The organism is Gemmobacter caeruleus, from assembly GCF_008271655.1.
Taxonomy (GTDB): Bacteria; Pseudomonadota; Alphaproteobacteria; order Rhodobacterales; family Rhodobacteraceae; genus Gemmobacter; species Gemmobacter caeruleus.
Genome location: NZ_VKKX01000033.1, coordinates 441,481 through 457,762, shown reverse-complemented (window position 1 = coordinate 457,762; position 16,282 = coordinate 441,481). Strand labels below are relative to the sequence as shown.

The 16,282-nt window shown below is 67.5% G+C and carries 14 protein-coding genes; 11 read left to right on the top strand and 3 right to left on the bottom strand.

The genetic code is table 11. From position 1 onward, the window contains the following. Positions 1-25: 25 nt before the first annotated feature. The gene (locus tag FOA17_RS12840) at positions 26-979 is read right to left on the bottom strand and encodes an AraC-like ligand-binding domain-containing protein (RefSeq protein WP_149141887.1); all 954 of its coding nucleotides are present in this window, start codon (positions 977-979) and stop codon (positions 26-28) included. Positions 980-1,295: 316 nt separating this feature from the next. On the opposite strand from FOA17_RS12840, the gene capB reads away from it, so the two are divergent. The 7 genes from capB to FOA17_RS12805 all read left to right on the top strand — a co-directional run bounded on the left by capB (position 1,296) and on the right by FOA17_RS12805 (position 9,863). After that, on the top strand, positions 1,296-3,044 hold the full coding sequence (capB, locus tag FOA17_RS12835) for a caprolactamase subunit beta (protein WP_149141886.1): 1,749 nt from the start codon (positions 1,296-1,298) through the stop codon (positions 3,042-3,044). Between the two features lie 92 nt (positions 3,045-3,136). After that, positions 3,137-5,257 carry a caprolactamase subunit alpha gene (gene capA / locus FOA17_RS12830; RefSeq protein ID WP_149141885.1) on the top strand — a complete coding sequence of 707 codons (2,121 nt, stop codon included), beginning with the start codon at positions 3,137-3,139 and terminating at the stop codon, positions 5,255-5,257. A 1-nt stretch (position 5,258) separates the two neighbouring features. After that, positions 5,259-5,987 carry an ABC transporter ATP-binding protein gene (locus FOA17_RS12825; protein WP_149141884.1) on the top strand — a complete coding sequence of 243 codons (729 nt, stop codon included), beginning with the start codon at positions 5,259-5,261 and terminating at the stop codon, positions 5,985-5,987. Next, positions 5,984-6,706: an ABC transporter ATP-binding protein gene (locus FOA17_RS12820; protein WP_238991809.1), complete on the top strand. Its 723-nt coding sequence runs from the start codon at positions 5,984-5,986 to the stop codon at positions 6,704-6,706. Before FOA17_RS12825 ends, FOA17_RS12820 begins: the two co-directional genes overlap by 4 nt. Next, complete coding sequence (locus tag FOA17_RS12815) at positions 6,703-7,611, top strand: branched-chain amino acid ABC transporter permease (protein WP_149141883.1); 909 nt, start codon at positions 6,703-6,705, stop codon at positions 7,609-7,611. The genes FOA17_RS12820 and FOA17_RS12815 overlap by 4 nt, the downstream gene beginning before the upstream one ends. A gap of 3 nt (positions 7,612-7,614) precedes the next feature. Then, a complete protein-coding gene (locus FOA17_RS12810) occupies positions 7,615-8,694 on the top strand; it encodes a branched-chain amino acid ABC transporter permease (protein WP_149141882.1) in 1,080 nt (359 codons plus the stop codon). Then, entirely contained in the window at positions 8,691-9,863 is a 1,173-nt protein-coding gene (locus FOA17_RS12805) for an ABC transporter substrate-binding protein (RefSeq protein WP_149141881.1), read from the top strand. Before FOA17_RS12810 ends, FOA17_RS12805 begins: the two co-directional genes overlap by 4 nt. Positions 9,864-9,893: 30 nt before the next feature. Here FOA17_RS12805 and FOA17_RS12800 read toward each other — a convergent pair whose 3' ends face one another. Continuing rightward, positions 9,894-10,472: a cupin domain-containing protein gene (locus FOA17_RS12800; RefSeq protein ID WP_149141880.1), complete on the bottom strand. Its 579-nt coding sequence runs from the start codon at positions 10,470-10,472 to the stop codon at positions 9,894-9,896. Between the two features lie 150 nt (positions 10,473-10,622). On the opposite strand from FOA17_RS12800, the gene gabT reads away from it, so the two are divergent. The 4 genes from gabT (at position 10,623) to FOA17_RS12780 (ending at position 15,453) form a co-directional block, all read left to right on the top strand. Beyond that, entirely contained in the window at positions 10,623-11,918 is a 1,296-nt protein-coding gene (gene gabT, locus FOA17_RS12795; RefSeq protein WP_149141879.1) for a 4-aminobutyrate--2-oxoglutarate transaminase, read from the top strand. A 75-nt stretch (positions 11,919-11,993) separates the two neighbouring features. Continuing rightward, positions 11,994-13,433 carry an aldehyde dehydrogenase family protein gene (locus tag FOA17_RS12790; protein WP_149141878.1) on the top strand — a complete coding sequence of 480 codons (1,440 nt, stop codon included), beginning with the start codon at positions 11,994-11,996 and terminating at the stop codon, positions 13,431-13,433. Between the two features lie 2 nt (positions 13,434-13,435). Then, a complete protein-coding gene (buk, locus tag FOA17_RS12785; RefSeq protein WP_149141877.1) occupies positions 13,436-14,545 on the top strand; it encodes a butyrate kinase in 1,110 nt (369 codons plus the stop codon). Further along, positions 14,539-15,453: a phosphate acyltransferase gene (locus FOA17_RS12780; RefSeq protein WP_149141876.1), complete on the top strand. Its 915-nt coding sequence runs from the start codon at positions 14,539-14,541 to the stop codon at positions 15,451-15,453. Before buk ends, FOA17_RS12780 begins: the two co-directional genes overlap by 7 nt. Here the strand turns inward: FOA17_RS12780 and FOA17_RS12775 are convergent. Continuing rightward, positions 15,450-16,271, bottom strand: a complete 822-nt coding sequence (locus FOA17_RS12775) for an amidohydrolase family protein (RefSeq protein ID WP_149141875.1) — start codon at positions 16,269-16,271, stop codon at positions 15,450-15,452. The two genes, FOA17_RS12780 and FOA17_RS12775, sit on opposite strands and share 4 nt — an antisense overlap. Between the last annotated feature and the right edge of the window lie 11 nt (positions 16,272-16,282).

Below are 16,282 nucleotides of genomic sequence, written 5' to 3'. Positions count from 1 at the left end.
GCCCCGCGCCGATTGGCAAGACCGCCTAGCCGCGCCCCTGCGGATTGCGCCGCCAATCCGAGGGGGTCATGCCGAACATCGCCTTGAAAAGCCGCGAGAATTGCGCCTGATCGGAAAAGCCGAAGCGATAGGCGATCTCGGCCAGCGGTGCCGCCCGCGCCCCCGCGATCATGTCGCGCGCGGCGATCAGACGTTCTTCGCGGATGAATTGCGACACGGTCTTGTTGGTGTCGCTGAACAATTCATGCAGATAGCGCTTCGATATCCCGCAAGCCTCGGCCACCGCCTCGGGCGACAGCGCAGGGCTGGCCAGATTGCGCCGGATCATCTGCTCGGCCCGCCGCAGATGGCCGGCCCGCACCGCGCTGCGCGCCGCGTCATCGGCATCCAGCCGTTCATCCAGCGCCAGTGCCAGCACCTCCACGATCTGCCGCCCCAGCACCGCCGCCGCCTGCCCCTCGCAGGCCGGCAAGGCATGAAGCTGCGCCATCATCCCGGTGAACAGCGCCGGCAGACCACTGCCCGCATCGACGATCCGGGCGCAGAACCGATCCGGGTCGCGCAGCTTTTCCGACAGCGCCTTCTTGGACACTTTCAGCACGCTCAGCGCATTGGCCGCGCCATAGGAAAAGCGATAGGGTTCATCCCCACGCTCCAGAATGAAACCGCCGGGGTCGCAACGCACCTCACGGCCCAACTGGCGAAACTCCACCGGGCTGCGGCGTGGCACGGTGATCAGATATTCTTCCTCGCGCGTGTGGCTGATATGGTCAGGGCGCCGCTCGAACTGCATCGGCTCGGTCTCCAGCCGCGACAGCGACACCGGCCCCATCATCCGCCGCTCCAGCATGCCGGAAAAGCTCCCGGCATCGCGGAAGGTCAGATGCAGCGGAAAATAGGTGTCGGCGATCACACGGCCCCAATGCGCCGCCCGCTGCGCCGGGGCCGTCTGGGCCGTGCTATGCGCCGTGACCTCCATCCTGCTCTCCGTCAGGGAATTCAGAATCGGTAGCCCCGGCCCGTCATCCGATCAAGAAATTTCCATGACAGCCCGCCCGCGCCGCGCCCTGCGACAAATCCTTGTGCGCGGATCGACAAATCCCCGCACCGCCCTGCACGGAAATGCAAGGGATCGGGCACCCGGCTGCAAGATCGCGCGCGCCGATTCCGTCAGTCTTTTCCCATCAAGAGGCGCGAAACAGCCCGGATGACGACAGGGAACCGACACCAATCCCCCGCCCCGTTCCGGGCGGCCGTCCTCCGGTATCCGTTCGCAGAACAAGGGACCGACAGGGATGACAAGACGCAAGATTGACCCGATCACGCTTTCCGTGGTGCGCGGCGTGCTGGAAACCACGCAGCGCGAAATGACACTGACGCTGGAACAGACGGCGCGCAGTTCGGTCTTCAACCTCGCGCATGATTATTCGACGGCGCTGTTCAACCACACGCCCGAGATGATCCTGCAAGGCCAGGACATCCCGATCCACCTCGGATCGCTGATCCCCGCGATGAAATCGGTGGCGAAGTTCTTTCAGGGCGAGATCCACGAGGGCGACCTGATCCTGCACAACGACCCGGCCTATGGCGGTTCGCATATCATCGACACCTGCATGTATTACCCGGTCTTCTACGAAGGCGAACTGGTGTTCTGGACCGTCTGCAAGGGTCACCTGACCGATATCGGCGGCCCGGTGCCGGCGGGCTACAACCCCCATGCGACCGAGATCTTCGCCGAGGGCCTGCGCATCCCGCCGGTGAAACTGTGGGACAAGGGCAAGCCGCGCCATGACGTGATGAACCTGCTGCTCACAAACATGCGCGCCCGCCGCGACCAGGAGGGCGACTTCAACGCGCTGATCGGCGCCTGTCAGGTGGGGGCGCGCAACCTCATCAACCTGATGAAGAAATACGGAAAATACGTGGTGCAGGACTGCATCGCCGAACTGCTCGACATGGCCGAGGCGCATATGCGCAAGCTGATCGCGGGCGTGCCCGACGGCACCTATACCGGCACCGCGATCCTTGAGGATGCCGGCCACGGCTTCGGCGATTTCGACATCACCGCCACCGTCACCATCAAGGGCGATGCCTGCCATATCGAGATCGCCTCGCCGCCGCAGGTGCCCTATTTCATCAACAGCTACGAGGGGAACAGCCATTCCGGCGTCTATCTCGGGCTGATGATGTTCGCGCAACTGCCGCCGCCCTATAACGAGGGGCTCTATCGCTGCGTCACCACCGACATGGGGCCGAAGGGCACGCTGTGCAACGCGAAATCCCCCGCCCCACACATGAACTGCACCACCACGCCGATGGAAACCCTGACCGATGCCGTGCGGCTGGCCTTTGAACAGGCCGCCCCCGCCAAGGTCTCGGCCTCTTGGGGCCATGCCAATGGCTGCAACATCGCCGGCTGGGACAAGCGGCACGACGAGGAATATGTGACCATGGTGCTGGCCTCCATCATCTCGGGCGCCGGCGCCACGGCGGCCCAGGATGGCTGGCATGCCTGCGGCCCGGAATGCTGCTTCGGCGCGCTGACCTCGGGCGATATCGAGATGCTGGAACACAGCTACCCGATCATCATCCACCGCTACGGGCTGATGGAAGATTCGGGCGGCGCCGGCAAGAATCGCGGCGGCTCCGGCACCTGCTGGGAGGTGGAGCCGATGGACGCGCCCATGACCCTCGTCACCTTCGGCGAAGGCCGCCGCATCCCCGCCATGGGTGCCGCCGGCGCGAAATCGGCGCTGATCCAGCCCAAGGTCGGCCGGCTTGAGGTGACCCGCAACGGCCAGACCCGGATCATCACCGAAAACGTGATCGAGACGATCCAGCCCGGCGAACGCGCCGCCAACAAGAACCCCGGCGGCGGCGGTTACGGCAACCCGTTCGAACGCGACATCCAGAAGGTCGTCGAAGACGTGCGCAACGGCCTTGTCAGCCTTGAGGGCGCCCGCCTCGACTATGGCGTCGTCATCACCGACCGCGACAGCCTCAGCGTCGATCACGCCGCCACGGCAAAACTCCGCGCCGCCTGATCCCTTCATCTGTTCGAAAATATCCCCGGGGGGGTCCGGGGGGGCAGGCAGCCCCCCCGTGCGACCTCGGACACCCCGAAAGGACGCATCCCATGCAGAACCAGTATCGTCTCGGCATCGACGCCGGCGGCACCTTCACCGATTTCATCCTGGCCGATCGCAAGGGCGGCGTGCGCATCTTCAAGGCGCTCTCCACCCCCAACGACCCGACCGCCGCCATCCGCAACGGCCTCGCCCTGATCCAGGAGGAAACCGGGCTTTCCCCCGAAACTATCGTCTCCAACGCCGATCTCTGCATCAACGGCACCACGGTCGGGCTGAACGCGCTGATCACCCATAACGGCGCCAAGACCGGCCTGATCGCCACCCGCGGCCACGAGGACAGCATCGAGATCCGCCTTGGCCACAAGGAAGACGGCTATCGCTACGACCCCGACTATCCGCCCGCCACCATGCTGGTGCCGCGCTATCTGCGCCGGGGCGTCGCGGAACGGGTGCTGTCCAACGGTCAGGTCCACACCCCCCTGAACGAATACGACGTGCGCGAGGCCTGCCGGCATTTCATCCGCGAAGGCGTCGAATCCGTCGCCATCAGCTTTGTCTGGTCGGTGCTGCACCCCGAACATGAAAACCGCGCCGCCGAAATCGTGCGCGAGATGATGCCGGATGTCCGGCTGACCGTGGGCAGCCAACTTTACCCGCAGGTGCGCGAATATACCCGCACCTCCACCGCCATCGTGAACGCCTATCTCGCCCCGATCCTGCAACGCTATGTCGAGGCGGTGGACGCCTATTTCCGCAGCCTCGGCGCCCGTCACCCGGTGCGCTACTTCCAGTCGAACGGCGGGCTGGCGCTTGGCCGCGTGGTCTCCGACCAATCGGTCTACGCCATCAATTCCGGTCCCGCCTCGGCGCCGCAGGCCGCGCTCTGGCTGGGCCAGCCTTGGGATATGAAGGACATCATCACCGTCGATATGGGCGGCACCTCTTTCGACATCACGCTGACCCGCGACGGTCGGGCCAATGTGTCGAAGAACGTCGATTTCCTGCGCTATCGCATCGGCATTCCGATGATCCAGGTCGAAACGCTGGGCGCCGGTGGCGGCTCGATCGGCTGGATCGACAGCATGGGCCTCATGCAGATGGGGCCGCAATCGGCGGGGTCCGAACCCGGCCCGGCCTGTTACGATCAGGGCGGCGAGAAGCCGACCACCACCGACGCCAATCTGGTGCTGGGCTATCTGAACCCCGATGGTCTGGTGGGCGGCCGCCTGCCGCTGAACGTCGAAAAGGCCCGCGCCGCGATCAAGACCCATCTGGCCGACCCGCTGGGCATCAGCGTGGAAAAGGCCGCCTATGGCATGTTCACCATCGTCAACAACAACATGGTGAACGCCATCCGCCGCGTCTCGGTCGAACGCGGCTATGACCCGCGCGATTTCGTGCTGAACTGCGCGGGCGGCGCGACGGCGGCCCATATCACGGCGCTGGCGCGCGAGATGGGCACCCGCAAGGTGCTGATCTCCAAGCTGGCCTCGGGGCTTTGCGCCTTTGGCCAGATCATCTCGGACGTGAAATACAACTTCATGGCCCCCGCCGCCGCCCGTCTGGAAGGCGCCGAATCCGCCGCAAAGCTGAACGGCCTGTTCAACGGGCTGGAGGCACGCGGCCGTGCCGATCTGATGGCCGATGGCTTCACCGATGACACGATCAGCATCCGCCGCAGTCTCGACATGCGCTATGTCGGGCAGGTGCATGAATGCACCGTGGACGTGGACCCTTTCGAGGTGACCGAAGCCGCGCTGGAGCGTCTGAAGGCCGCCTTCCACGCCCGGCATGAGGAGCTTTACACCTATGCCGAGCCGAACAGCGCGGTCGAGGTGGTGAATGTCGAAAGCGCGATCACCGGCGCGGTGGACAAGCCCGGCCGCATGACCATTGACCCCGGCAAGGGCGCGCATTCGGCGCTGAAAGGCACGCGCGAGATGATCTTTGCGGCCAATGGCATCGCGCAGGACACGCCGGTCTATGAGGGCGCGGCGCTTGGCGCGGGCGACCGTATCACCGGCCCGGCGGTCATTCAGGAGGTCACGACGACCATCGTGATCGAACCGGGCTGGCTGGCGGAACTGGACGCCTCGGGCGTCTATGTCCTGACGCTGGGCACCGAGACCGCCGCCACGCAGCCGCAGCGCGCGACCGAGGTCGCCTGAGATGGTGCTGGCGCTGGAACAGGTTGGGGTCGCCTTTGGCGGCTTCCGGGCGCTGACCGAGGTCAGCCTTGCCATCCCGCCCGGGCAGGTCACCGGGCTGATCGGACCGAACGGCGCCGGCAAGACGACCTGCGTCAACACGCTCTCGGGCTTTCAACGGCCCGGCAGCGGGCGCGTGCTGCTGGACGGGGCCGATATCTCGGCCCTGCCCGCCCACCGGATGCGCCGCGCCGGCATCGCGCGCACCTTTCAGGCCGGGCGGCTGTTCGGTGGCCTTGATGTGCTGGACAACCTCGCCTGCACCGGCGTCGGCCTTGGCCAGCGCCGGGCCGAGGCCGAACATGCCGCGCAGGATCTGCTGGACTGGATGGGGATTGCCGCCCTTGCCAGCCGACCCGCCGCCGGCCTGCCCTATACCGATGAACGCCGGGTGGCGATTGCCCGCGCGCTGATGGGCGCGCCGCGTTTTCTGCTGCTGGATGAACCCGCCGCCGGCATGTCGGAACATGAGGCTGCCGATCTGGCCGCCCTGATCCGCCGCATTGCGGGGGAAAGGGGCATCGGCTGTCTGCTGATCGAACACAATGTCGGTCTGGTGCTTTCGGTCTGCGCGCAGGTGGTGGTGCTGGATGGCGGGCGGGTGATCGAAACCGGCGACCGCGCCGCCATCCTGGCCTCCCGCCCCGTGCGCGAGGCCTATTTCGGCGCCGACCAGGCGGAGGCCGCATGATGGCGAAACTGGGCATCCACGACCTTGCCGTGCGCTACGGCAAACTGACCGCCATCGCCGATCTTTCCTTTACTGTGGCCGAAGGCGAACGATTGTTCATATCAGGCCCGAACGGCGCCGGAAAATCCTCGCTGCTCGGGGCGATCTCGGGCGCGGTGCGCGCCGACCATGGCCGGATCGAGATGGACGGCGATATCCTGACCGGCCTTGGCCCCGAACGCATCGCCCGGCGCGGGTTGTCGATGGTGCCCGAAGGCCGGCGCATCTTTGGCGCGCTGAGCGTGCGGGAAAACCTGCTGGTCGGCACTGGCATGCGCCGCGACCGCGCCGCCATCGCCGACGATCTGGAAACCGCCTTCACCGCCTTTCCCATCCTGCGCGACCGGGCCAATGCGCCGGCGGGCGCGCTGTCGGGCGGCCAGCAGCAGATGCTGGCCATCGCCCGCGCGCTGATGACCAACCCCAAGGTCATGCTGGTCGATGAACCCTCGCTCGGCCTTGCGCCGCGCATCGTGGACGAGGTCTATGACCGGCTTTGCGCGCTGCAAGCCCTGCGCGGGCTGACCTTGGTGATCGTGGAGCAATCCTCGACCCGCGCCGCGCGGGTGGGCGGGCGGATGATCCTGATGCGCGGCGGGCGCATCGTCGCCGATGGCGATGCCGCGACCTTTGCCGCGACCGACCTCATGTCAGAAGCCTATTTCGGAGACGCCGCATGAGCCTGCAACTTCTGTTCGACGCGCTGTCGCTGGGCGGCATCTACGCCATCGCGGCGCTTGGCATCGCGCTGATCTTTGGCGTGATGCAGCTGGTGAATTTTGCACATGGCCAGTTCATCGCCTGTGCGGTCTTTGCGCTGATCCTGCCCTCGTCGCAGGCGGTGGCCGAACTGGGTCTGGGTCGCCTGCCGACACCGCTGCTGATCCCGGTGATCCTGGGCTTTGGCGCGGCGCTCGCGCTGCTGGCCGAGGCGGCGGTGTTCCGCCCGCTGCGCAACGCCGCGCCGGTCGCGCTGATGGTGGCGAGCTTCGCGCTTGGCGTGGCGCTGCAAAACCTGCTGCTGGTCATCTATGGCAGCCGCCCCAAGGCCGTGAGCCTCTGGGCCGGGCTGGGCCATCCGGTGCAGATCGGCGGGGCGCAGGTGCCGCTGCTGCAATTGCTGGTCATCGGCGCGGTCGCGCTGATCCTGGCGGGGCTGGCGCTGATGCTCAAACATTCGCGCATCGGGCTGGAGATGCGGGCCGCCGCGCAAGATTTCGGCATGGCGCGCCTGCTGGGCGTGCGGGCTAACCGGGTGATTTCCGGCGCCTTTGCGCTGTCGGGGGCGCTGGCGGCGGTGGTGGCGCTGGTCATGGTCGCGCAGACCGGGGTCGCCGATGTGCGGATGGGCGGGCAGATCATGCTGATTGCCTTCATCGCCACGGTGCTGGGCGGCATGGGCAGCCTGGCGGGCGCCGTCGCCGCCGGCTTTGCCATCGGTGCGGCCTCGGCCCTATTGCAGATGGCCCTGCCGGCAGAGGCGCGGCCCTTCCGCGACGCCTTTCTCTACGGGCTGGTGATCCTGGTCCTGCTGTTCCGCCCGCAGGGCCTTTTCGCGCCCGCCGGCGCCAAACCGAGGGTCTGACCCATGCTGTCGCAACACACCATCCGCCGCCGCATGGCGGCCAGCACCCCGCTTGTGCTGGCGCTTGGCCTGCTGGCCTTCGTGCTGCTCGCCACCACGATGGGCGACCGGGCCACCGCCCGCATGGCGACCGAGACACTGATCCGCGTGACACTGGTCGCGGGGTTCTGGATCTTTGTCGGCAATTCCGGCGTGGTCAGCTTTGGCCACGCAGCCTTTGCCTGTGTGGGCGCCTATGTCTCGGCCTGGCTGACGCTGAAACCGGCGATGAAGGGCACCCTGCTGCCCGGCCTGCCCGATCTGATCGCCGCCGCCGACTGGCCCGCCCTGCCCGCAGTGCTGACGGGGGGCGCGCTGGCCGCGCTGCTGGCGCTGGTCTCGGGCGCGGCGATCCTGCGGCTGTCGGGGATCGCGGCCTCCATCGCGACCTTTGCCTTTCTGGCGATGGTCAACACGATCTGGGCGAACTGGACGCCGGTCACCGGCGGCACCTCCTCGGTCGTCGGGCTGGATCGCTATGTCACCCCCTGGGTCGCGCTTGGCTGGGCCGTGGCCGCGCTGATCGCCGCCAGCCTTTACGGGCTTTCGGCCTCGGGCCTCGCGCTGCGTGCCACCCGCGAGGATGAGGTGGCGGCCAGCGCCTCGGGCATCGACCGTTACCGCCATCGCCTGCTCGCCTATGTGCTGTCGGCCTTTTTCTGCGGCGTGGGCGGCGCGCTGATGGGGCATTTCATCGGCGTCATCAACCCCGATGCCTATTACCTGAACCTGACCTTCCTGATGCTGGCCATGCTGGTCGTGGGCGGGATCGGGTCGCTTTCGGGCGCGGTCGCCGGCGTGCTGGCACTGTCCTTGGCGGTAGAGGGGCTGGTGCGCATGGAAAAGGGCGTGACCCTCGGCGCCACCACCTTTGCCCTGCCTGCCGGCAGCCAGGAAATCATCATCGCCGCCGCGATGATTCTTGTTCTGATCTTTCGCCCCGCCGGGCTGCTGGCCGGGCGCGAGATCACCTTGCCCGCCCGCTGGGTCACCGGACGCGGCACAACCCATAACGGACCCGCTACCGACAGGAGAGAGACATGAGAACCCCCGCCCTGCTGGCGCTTTGCGCGCTGGCCATCCCCCAGGCCGCGCTGGCCGAGATCACGGTCGGTTTCGCCATCGCGAAATCCGGCTGGATGGAGGCCTATGACACCCCCGCCGCCACCGCCGCCAAAATCCGCATCGACGAAATCAACGCCGCCGGCGGGCTGTTGGGCGAACAGATCAAGGTGGTGGAGGCCGATACCCGCACCGACCGGGCCGAGGCCGCCAAGGCCGGGCTCGACGTGCTGGATCAGGGTGCGCAGATGATGGTCGTATCCTGCGATTACGACTTTGGCTCGCCCGCCGCACTGATGGCGGAAAACGAGGGGATGAACAGCTTTTTCCTCTGTGCCGAGGATGTGAAGGCCGGCATTCAGGGCGTCGGCCCCAACAGCTTTTCCTCCTCGGTCCTGGCGCCGGTGCAGGGCGCGACCATGGCGGAATGGAGCCATGCGAAGCGCGGCGCCCGCACCGCCTGGGTGCTGGAGGATACGTTCATCGAATATAACAAGGGCATCTGCAAAGGCTTTGACTGGATGTTCCCGCAGCTGGAGGGCGCGCAGATCCTCGGGCGCGACACGTTCAAGAACGACGATGCCTCCATCGCCAGCCAGATCACCCGGATCAAGGCCCTGCCGACCCCGCCCGATGTCATCATGCTATGTTCGGTCATGCCCGGCGCGGCGGCGGCCGTGCGGCAGTTGCGCGCGGCCGGGATCAATGCGCTGATCCTGAACGGTTCTGCGGTCGATGGCTCCTACTGGCTGGATGCGGTGCCGGATCTGTCGGGCTTTGTCGTGCCGGTTCAGGGCTCGATCTATGGCGACGATCCGCGCGCGGAGGTGGAGGCGTTCAACACCGCCTATGCCGCCAAGACCGGCGCGCGCCCGTCCAGCCAATACGCCTATCCGGGCTATGTGCTGATCGACCTCTGGGCCAAGGCGGTAGAGCGTGCGGGCAGCGTCGAGGGCGCCGCCGTCACGGCGGAACTGGAAAAGATGACGGATGAACCGACCGCCTTTGGTCCGCGCAGCTTCACCGCCGCGCTGCATCATCAGGATGCCGCCCTGATGCAGATCATCGAAATCACCGATGGCAAGCCCGCCCGGGTGGATGAATGGCGCATCTCCAGCCCGGTGCCGATGGCGGTGCTCATGGGGCAATGACCCCCGGCCGCGCGTCCCCGGGCGCGCGGCTTACAGATAAGGCGGCGTGCAGGCGGAAACGACGACCGCCTCACGATCGCCGATATTGCGAAAGCGGTGCGGGCGGGTGGAATCGAACAGATAGCTGTCCCCCGCCTTCAGCACCGCGCATTCCTCACCCACCGTCACCTCGATCTCGCCCGCGATGACCACGCCGCCCTCATGCGACGCATGTTCCAGCATCTGCGCCCCGGTATCGGCGCCCGGCTCATAGCGTTCATGCAGGATTTGCAGGTTATGCGCCCGGGCATCGCCCACCTGCGCCAGCGTCATCTTGCCCTGCGCGGCATCCAGCGTCGAATAAAGCCGCGTGGTCAGGTCGCGCATCTCTTGCGGCTTGAAGAACACCGCCTGGCTCGCCGGCATGTCGGGTTCAAAGAATTCCGACATCGTGATGTTCAGCCCGCCCAGAATCTTGCGCAGCGAGGCGACCGAGGGGCTGGAGCGGTTGGTCTCGATCATGGAGATCTGGCCATGCGGCACGCCCGAAGCCTCTGCCAATTGCCGCTGCGATTGCCCCGCAGCCTGCCGCAACTGGCGCAGACGTTGGCCCACATCGAAATCCTGCATCGCTTTCCCCTGGCTGCCCGCCCTTTACCCCAGCATATCGGGCCAGGGCAGAGCGCACAATCTGTTGCCAAATCGCGCATCTTTCACGAATCATCTTGCTCAATTATTTGAGCGTCATATTCTGCGCAAACCAAACCATATGAGAGCGCCATGACCCAGACCGCCCAGCTCGCCTCCCGCAAATCCGATGCCGTCGCCCGCGGCGTCGCCACCCGCGGCATCTATGCCACCCGCGCCGAGAATGCCGAACTGTGGGATGCCGAAGGGCGCCGCTTTCTCGACTTCGCCGCCGGGATCGCGGTGAACAATACCGGCCATCGCCACCCCCGCGTCATGGCCGCCGTGGCGACCCAGGCGCAGGCCTTTACCCATACCTGTTTCCACGTCGCCCCCTATGAGGGCTATATCGCGCTGGCCGAGCGGCTGAACGCAGCGACGCCCGGCGATTTTCCCAAGAAAACCATGCTTGTAACCACGGGCGCCGAGGCGGTGGAGAATGCGGTGAAAATGGCCCGCGCCCATACCGGCCGGTCGGGCGTCATCGCCTTTTCCGGCGCCTTTCATGGCCGCACTCTGCTGGGCATGGCGCTGACCGGCAAGGTCGCGCCCTACAAGAAGGGCTTTGGCGCCATGCCGCCCGAGATCGTGCATGCCCCCTTTCCGAACGAATTTCACGGCGTGACCGAGGCAGATGCTATTGCCCATCTGGAGCGCCTGCTCGCCTCGTCGGTGGACCCGGAGCGCGTGGCCGCCATCATCATCGAACCCGTGCAGGGCGAAGGCGGCTTCAACATCGCGCCGTTCAGTTTCCTGCGCGCACTGCGTGAAATCTGTGACCGCCACGGCATCGTTTTGATCGCGGATGAGGTGCAGGCCGGCATGGCGCGCACCGGGCGCATCTTCGGCTTTGATCATTCCGGCGTCGCGCCGGATCTGGTGACCATGGCCAAGGGGCTGGCGGGGGGCTTTCCGCTTTCGGCCGTGACGGGCCGGGCCGAGATCGTCGATGCCCCCGGTCCCGGCGGCATTGGCGGCACCTATGCCGGCAACCCGCTGGCCGTCGCCGCCGCCCATGCGGTGCTGGACGTGATCGCCGATGAAGACCTGTGCGCCCGCGCCAGCGAGATCGGCGAGGTGATCCGCGCCCGCCTGACCCAGATCGCCGACCGGCAGGGCATGGAATGTATTGGCGCCGTGCGGGGCCTCGGCGCGATGAACGCGCTGGAACTGGTGACGGACCGCGCCACCAACGCCCCGGACGCCGCGCTGACCGCCGCCATCGTGGCCGAGGCCGAGGCGCGCGGGCTGATCCTGCTGTCTTGCGGCACGCGCTATAACGTGATCCGGCTGCTGCCACCGCTGACCATTCCCATGCCGCAATTGCAAGAGGCGCTCGATATTCTCGAAGCCTCGATCGAGGCCGCCGCGATGAAACGCGCGGCCTGAGCCACCCCAGTACCCTCCCTGACGGCCCGGCCTGCCCCCGGCAGGTCGCGGCCGGCTTTTTTCCGGGAAAATGCCATGACGACACCCCATCTGAACCTGATCGACGGCCGCTGGCTGCCGGGCGACCACTTGACCGAAAACCGCAACCCCTCGGATCTGTCGGATCTGATCGGGCATTACGCCGCCGGCTCGGCCGCCGACGTGGCGCTGGCCGCCGAGGCCGCGGCCCGCGCGCAACCCGGCTGGTGGGCAGCGGGGCCGCAGGCGCGCGCCGATCTGCTGGATCGGGTCGCCACCGCCATCGACGCCCGCGCGACCGAGATCGGCACCATGCTGGCGCGGGAAGAAGGCAAGATCCTGCCCGAGGCCATCGCCGAAACCCGCCGCGCCGCGCAGATCTTCCGCTTTTTCGCCGGCGAGGCGCTGCGTCTGCCCGGCGAGGCGCTGCCCTCGGTCCGGCCCGGCGTCGAGGCGACGGTGACGCGCGAACCCGTGGGCGTGGTCGGGCTGATCACGCCGTGGAATTTCCCGATTGCCATCCCCGCCTGGAAGATCGCGCCGGCGCTGGCCTTCGGGAATGCGGTGGTGCTGAAGCCCGCCGAACTCGTGCCCGGCTGCGCGCATCTGCTGGCCACCATCCTGCATGAGGCCGGCTGCCCGCCCGGCGTATTCAACCTCGTGATGGGCCCCGGTTCGGTCGTGGGCCGCGCCATGGTCGAGGCACCGCAGATCACGGCCCTCAGCTTTACCGGATCGGTCGCGACCGGCCGCGCCATCGCCCGCGCCGGGGCCGAACGGATGGTCAAGCTGCAACTGGAAATGGGCGGCAAGAACCCGATGGTCGTGCTGGATGATGCCGATCTGCCGACCGCCGTCGCCGCCTGCCTGAACGGGGCCTTCTTCTCTACCGGGCAGCGCTGCACGGCCTCGTCGCGGCTGATCGTGCAGGCGGGTATCCACGATGCCTTTGTCGCCGAACTGGCGCGGCAGATGCAGGCGCTGCGTGTCGGCCCCGCGCTAGACCCCGCCAGCCAGATCGGGCCGGTCGTCTCGGCGGCGCAACTGGCCGGCAATCTGGATTATGTCGCCCTCGCCGCCACCGAAGGCTGCGAGGTGATCGGCGGCGCGCGGCTGAACGGCCCGACCGAGGGCTTCTTTCAGGCGCCTGCGCTGTTTCTGGGCGCGACCAATGCGATGCGGGTGGCACGGGAAGAGATCTTTGGTCCCTGCGCGACGGTGATCAAGGTCGATGATTTCGACGCGGCACTGGCGGTGGCGAATGACAGCGAATTTGGCCTGTCGGCGGGGATCTGCACCGCATCGCTGAAACATGCGACGGCGTTCCGGCGTGGCGCGAAGGCGGGCATGGTCATGGTCAACCTGCCGACGGCGGGGGTGGATTACCATGTGCCCTTCGGCGGCACCAAGGGCAGTTCGCACGGCGCGCGGGAACAGGGCCGGCACGCGGTGGAGTTCTATACCACGGTGAAAACCGCCTACAGTTTCGCGGGGTGACCATGGCCGCGCCGCTGATCCTGACCATCAATCCCGGCACCACGACGACGCGGCTGGGCCTGTTCGCACCACAGGGCGCGACGGTGACGCCGGTCCGCGAGGAAACGCTGGAACATGACGAAACGGTCATGGCCGGTTTCCCCAACATCGCCGCGCAACTGCCCTTTCGGGCAGAGGCGATTGCGGCCTGGCTGGCGCGTCAGCCCGGCCCCTTGCGACTGGTGGCGGTGGCCGGGCGTGGCGGCATGCTGACGCCGGTGCCGGCCGGGGTGATCGCGGTCAATCCCGATCTGGTCGATCTGGCGCTGCACCGCCCCGTGCATCACCACGCCTCCAACCTGGGGGCGCCGCTGGCGCTGCGACTGGCCGAGGGCGCGGGCTGCCCGGCCTATGTCGTCGATCCGGTCTCGGTCGATGAATTGCCGCCGGTGGCGCGGGTCTCGGGCTGCCCCGACCTGCCGCGCTTTTCCTTCGTGCATGCGCTGAATGTGCGGGCCTGCGGGCGGCAACTGGCAGCGCAACTGGACAAACCCTTTGACAGCCTGAACGCGGTGGTTGCGCATCTGGGGGCCGGCATCTCTGTCGCGGCGCTGCGGGGCGGACGGATCGTGGACAGCACCAACCGCATGGAATCCTCGCCCTTTTCGCCAGAGCGCGCGGGCGGCCTGCCGCCGCTTTCGTTGATTGACCTGTGCTATTCCGGGCGCTTCGACCATGAGGCGCTGAAGCGGCGGCTTTATGGCCAGGGCGGGGTCTTCGCCTATCTCGGCACCAAGGACATGCGCCGGGTAGAGGCGATGATCGACGCCGGCGATGCCAAGGCCGCGCTGGTATGGGAGGCGATGGTCTATCAGATCGCCAAGGCCATCGGCGCCATGGCGGCGGTGCTAGATTTCCGCCCTGATGGCATCATCCTGACCGGCGGCATGGCGCAATCGGCCCGGATGACCGCCGTGCTGAGCGCGCGCTGCGCCCCACTCGCGCCGGTCACGATCTATCCCGGCAGCCATGAAAGCGCGGCCCTCGCCGCCGGTGCCGCGCGGGTTCTGGCCGGGGCCGAGACCGCGCGCGTCTGGCCCGTCGCCCCCGAGGTGGAGCCGATGCCATGGTGATCCGCAGCTTTGCCGAACTGGAACAGGCGGTCGCCACCCTGCCGCCGCTGCGGCTGGCGATTGCCGGGGGCGACGATCCGGCGACGCTGGCCGCGCTTCAGGTGGCCATGTCCCGTGGGCTGGTATCAGAGGCCTTTCTGACCGGCGATCCTGTCCGCATGCGCGCGGCGGTCACGCCCGCGCTGCATGCCCGCCTGCACATCGCCGAATGCGCCGATGCCGGCATTGCCGCCCGGTTGGCAGTGGCCGAAGTGGCGGCGGGCCGGGCCGATGTGCTGGTCAAGGGTCAGGTGGACAGCGCCGCCTATCTGCGCGCGGTGGTCGCGCGCGAGACCGGGCTGCGCATGGGCGCCACGCTGTCAAATGTGACGATGGCCGAGATGCCCTCGATCCCCCGGCTGATCGGGGCGACCGACAATGGCATCACCCCCCTGCCCACGTTGGCGCAAAAGCGCGACATGATCCTGAATGCGCTGCCGCTGTTTCGCGGCTTGGGCATCACGCCGTTGCGGGTGGCGGCCATCGCGGCGTCAGAAAAGATCAGCGCCGCCCAACCCGCCACCACCGACGCCGCCGCGCTGGCCACCGATCCGGGGCTGGAGGGCGCAGTGGTTGCCGGTCCCTTTGGCTATGACGTGGCGCTGTCGCCCGAGGCGGCGCGGATCAAGGGCCTGGCGCAAAGCCCGGTCGCGGGGCGCGCCGACCTGATCCTGTTTCCATCGCTGGAGGCCGGCAATGCCACCGTCAAGGCGTGGAAGCTGCACGGCCAGGCCCGCACCGCCAGTCTGGTGCTGGGCGCGCGGGTGCCGGTCCTGCTCAATTCCCGGGCCGACGGGCCGGATCAGCGCTGGCTCGGCCTCTTGCTCGCCGCCGCGCTGCGGGCGGGGCTTTCACGGGCGGGCGGCTAGATCGCCCAGATCCGGCGGGCATTGCGATGGAACAGGGCGGCGGTTTCGTCGGCGGAACAGCCCGCCAGCAAGGCATGGCTCGCCGCCACCCATTGCTCCAGAGAGGCATTCAGCGTGCAGACCGGGCTGTCTGAGCCCCAGACCACGCGATCCCAGCCAAAGGCCGCGATCACCTGCTCCACATAGGGGCGCAGCCGCGCCACCGTCCAGTCCGGCCCGGCATAGGCAGTGATCCCGGAGATCTTGGCATTCACATTGGGCCGCCGCGCCAGTTCGGTGATCGCCTCTGCCCAGGGCGCGAAATCGCCCGTCATGTCAGGCACGCCGCAATGATCCAGCACAAAGACCGTCTCGGGGCAGGCATCGGCCAGCGCCGCCGCCAACGGCAACTGGCGTTGCAGCATGCAGATGTCAAAGGGCAGCCCCGCCGCCCCCAGCCGCGCGATGTTCTGACGAAACAGCGGCTGCTGCGACACGTCGTCGGGCACCACATGCAGCACGCGACGGAGGCCCTTGACCACGCGGCGATCCTGCCGCTCCAGCCAAGGGGCGAAATCCTGCGCCTCGGGCCGGGCCGAGGATATCGCCCCGCGCATCAGCGGATCGGCCATCAGCCCCGCGACCATCGCCGTTTCGGCCTCGATCTGCGGCGCGGCGACATCCACCTCCATATGCAGGACGCCGGTGATGCCGACCCGCACGGCCATGCGCGCATAATCGTCAAAGCGCCAGTCGCGATCCAGTGCCGGCACATCGGCCAGCCACGGATAGGTCAGCCGCGCGCGGTCCACCAGATGCAGATGGGTGTCGATGATCATGGCAAAACTCC

Coding starts and splice junctions, on each gene's coding strand:
- FOA17_RS12810 (WP_149141882.1), top strand. CDS start 7,615: ATGCTGTCGCAACACACCATCCGCCGCCGCATGGCGGCCAGCACCCCG.
- capB (WP_149141886.1), top strand. CDS start 1,296: ATGACAAGACGCAAGATTGACCCGATCACGCTTTCCGTGGTGCGCGGC.
- buk (WP_149141877.1), top strand. CDS start 13,436: ATGGCCGCGCCGCTGATCCTGACCATCAATCCCGGCACCACGACGACG.
- FOA17_RS12815 (WP_149141883.1), top strand. CDS start 6,703: ATGAGCCTGCAACTTCTGTTCGACGCGCTGTCGCTGGGCGGCATCTAC.
- FOA17_RS12800 (WP_149141880.1), bottom strand. CDS start 10,472: ATGCAGGATTTCGATGTGGGCCAACGTCTGCGCCAGTTGCGGCAGGCT.
- capA (WP_149141885.1), top strand. CDS start 3,137: ATGCAGAACCAGTATCGTCTCGGCATCGACGCCGGCGGCACCTTCACC.
- FOA17_RS12775 (WP_149141875.1), bottom strand. CDS start 16,271: ATGATCATCGACACCCATCTGCATCTGGTGGACCGCGCGCGGCTGACC.
- FOA17_RS12805 (WP_149141881.1), top strand. CDS start 8,691: ATGAGAACCCCCGCCCTGCTGGCGCTTTGCGCGCTGGCCATCCCCCAG.
- FOA17_RS12820 (WP_238991809.1), top strand. CDS start 5,984: ATGATGGCGAAACTGGGCATCCACGACCTTGCCGTGCGCTACGGCAAA.
- FOA17_RS12825 (WP_149141884.1), top strand. CDS start 5,259: ATGGTGCTGGCGCTGGAACAGGTTGGGGTCGCCTTTGGCGGCTTCCGG.
- FOA17_RS12840 (WP_149141887.1), bottom strand. CDS start 979: ATGGAGGTCACGGCGCATAGCACGGCCCAGACGGCCCCGGCGCAGCGG.
- FOA17_RS12780 (WP_149141876.1), top strand. CDS start 14,539: ATGGTGATCCGCAGCTTTGCCGAACTGGAACAGGCGGTCGCCACCCTG.
- gabT (WP_149141879.1), top strand. CDS start 10,623: ATGACCCAGACCGCCCAGCTCGCCTCCCGCAAATCCGATGCCGTCGCC.
- FOA17_RS12790 (WP_149141878.1), top strand. CDS start 11,994: ATGACGACACCCCATCTGAACCTGATCGACGGCCGCTGGCTGCCGGGC.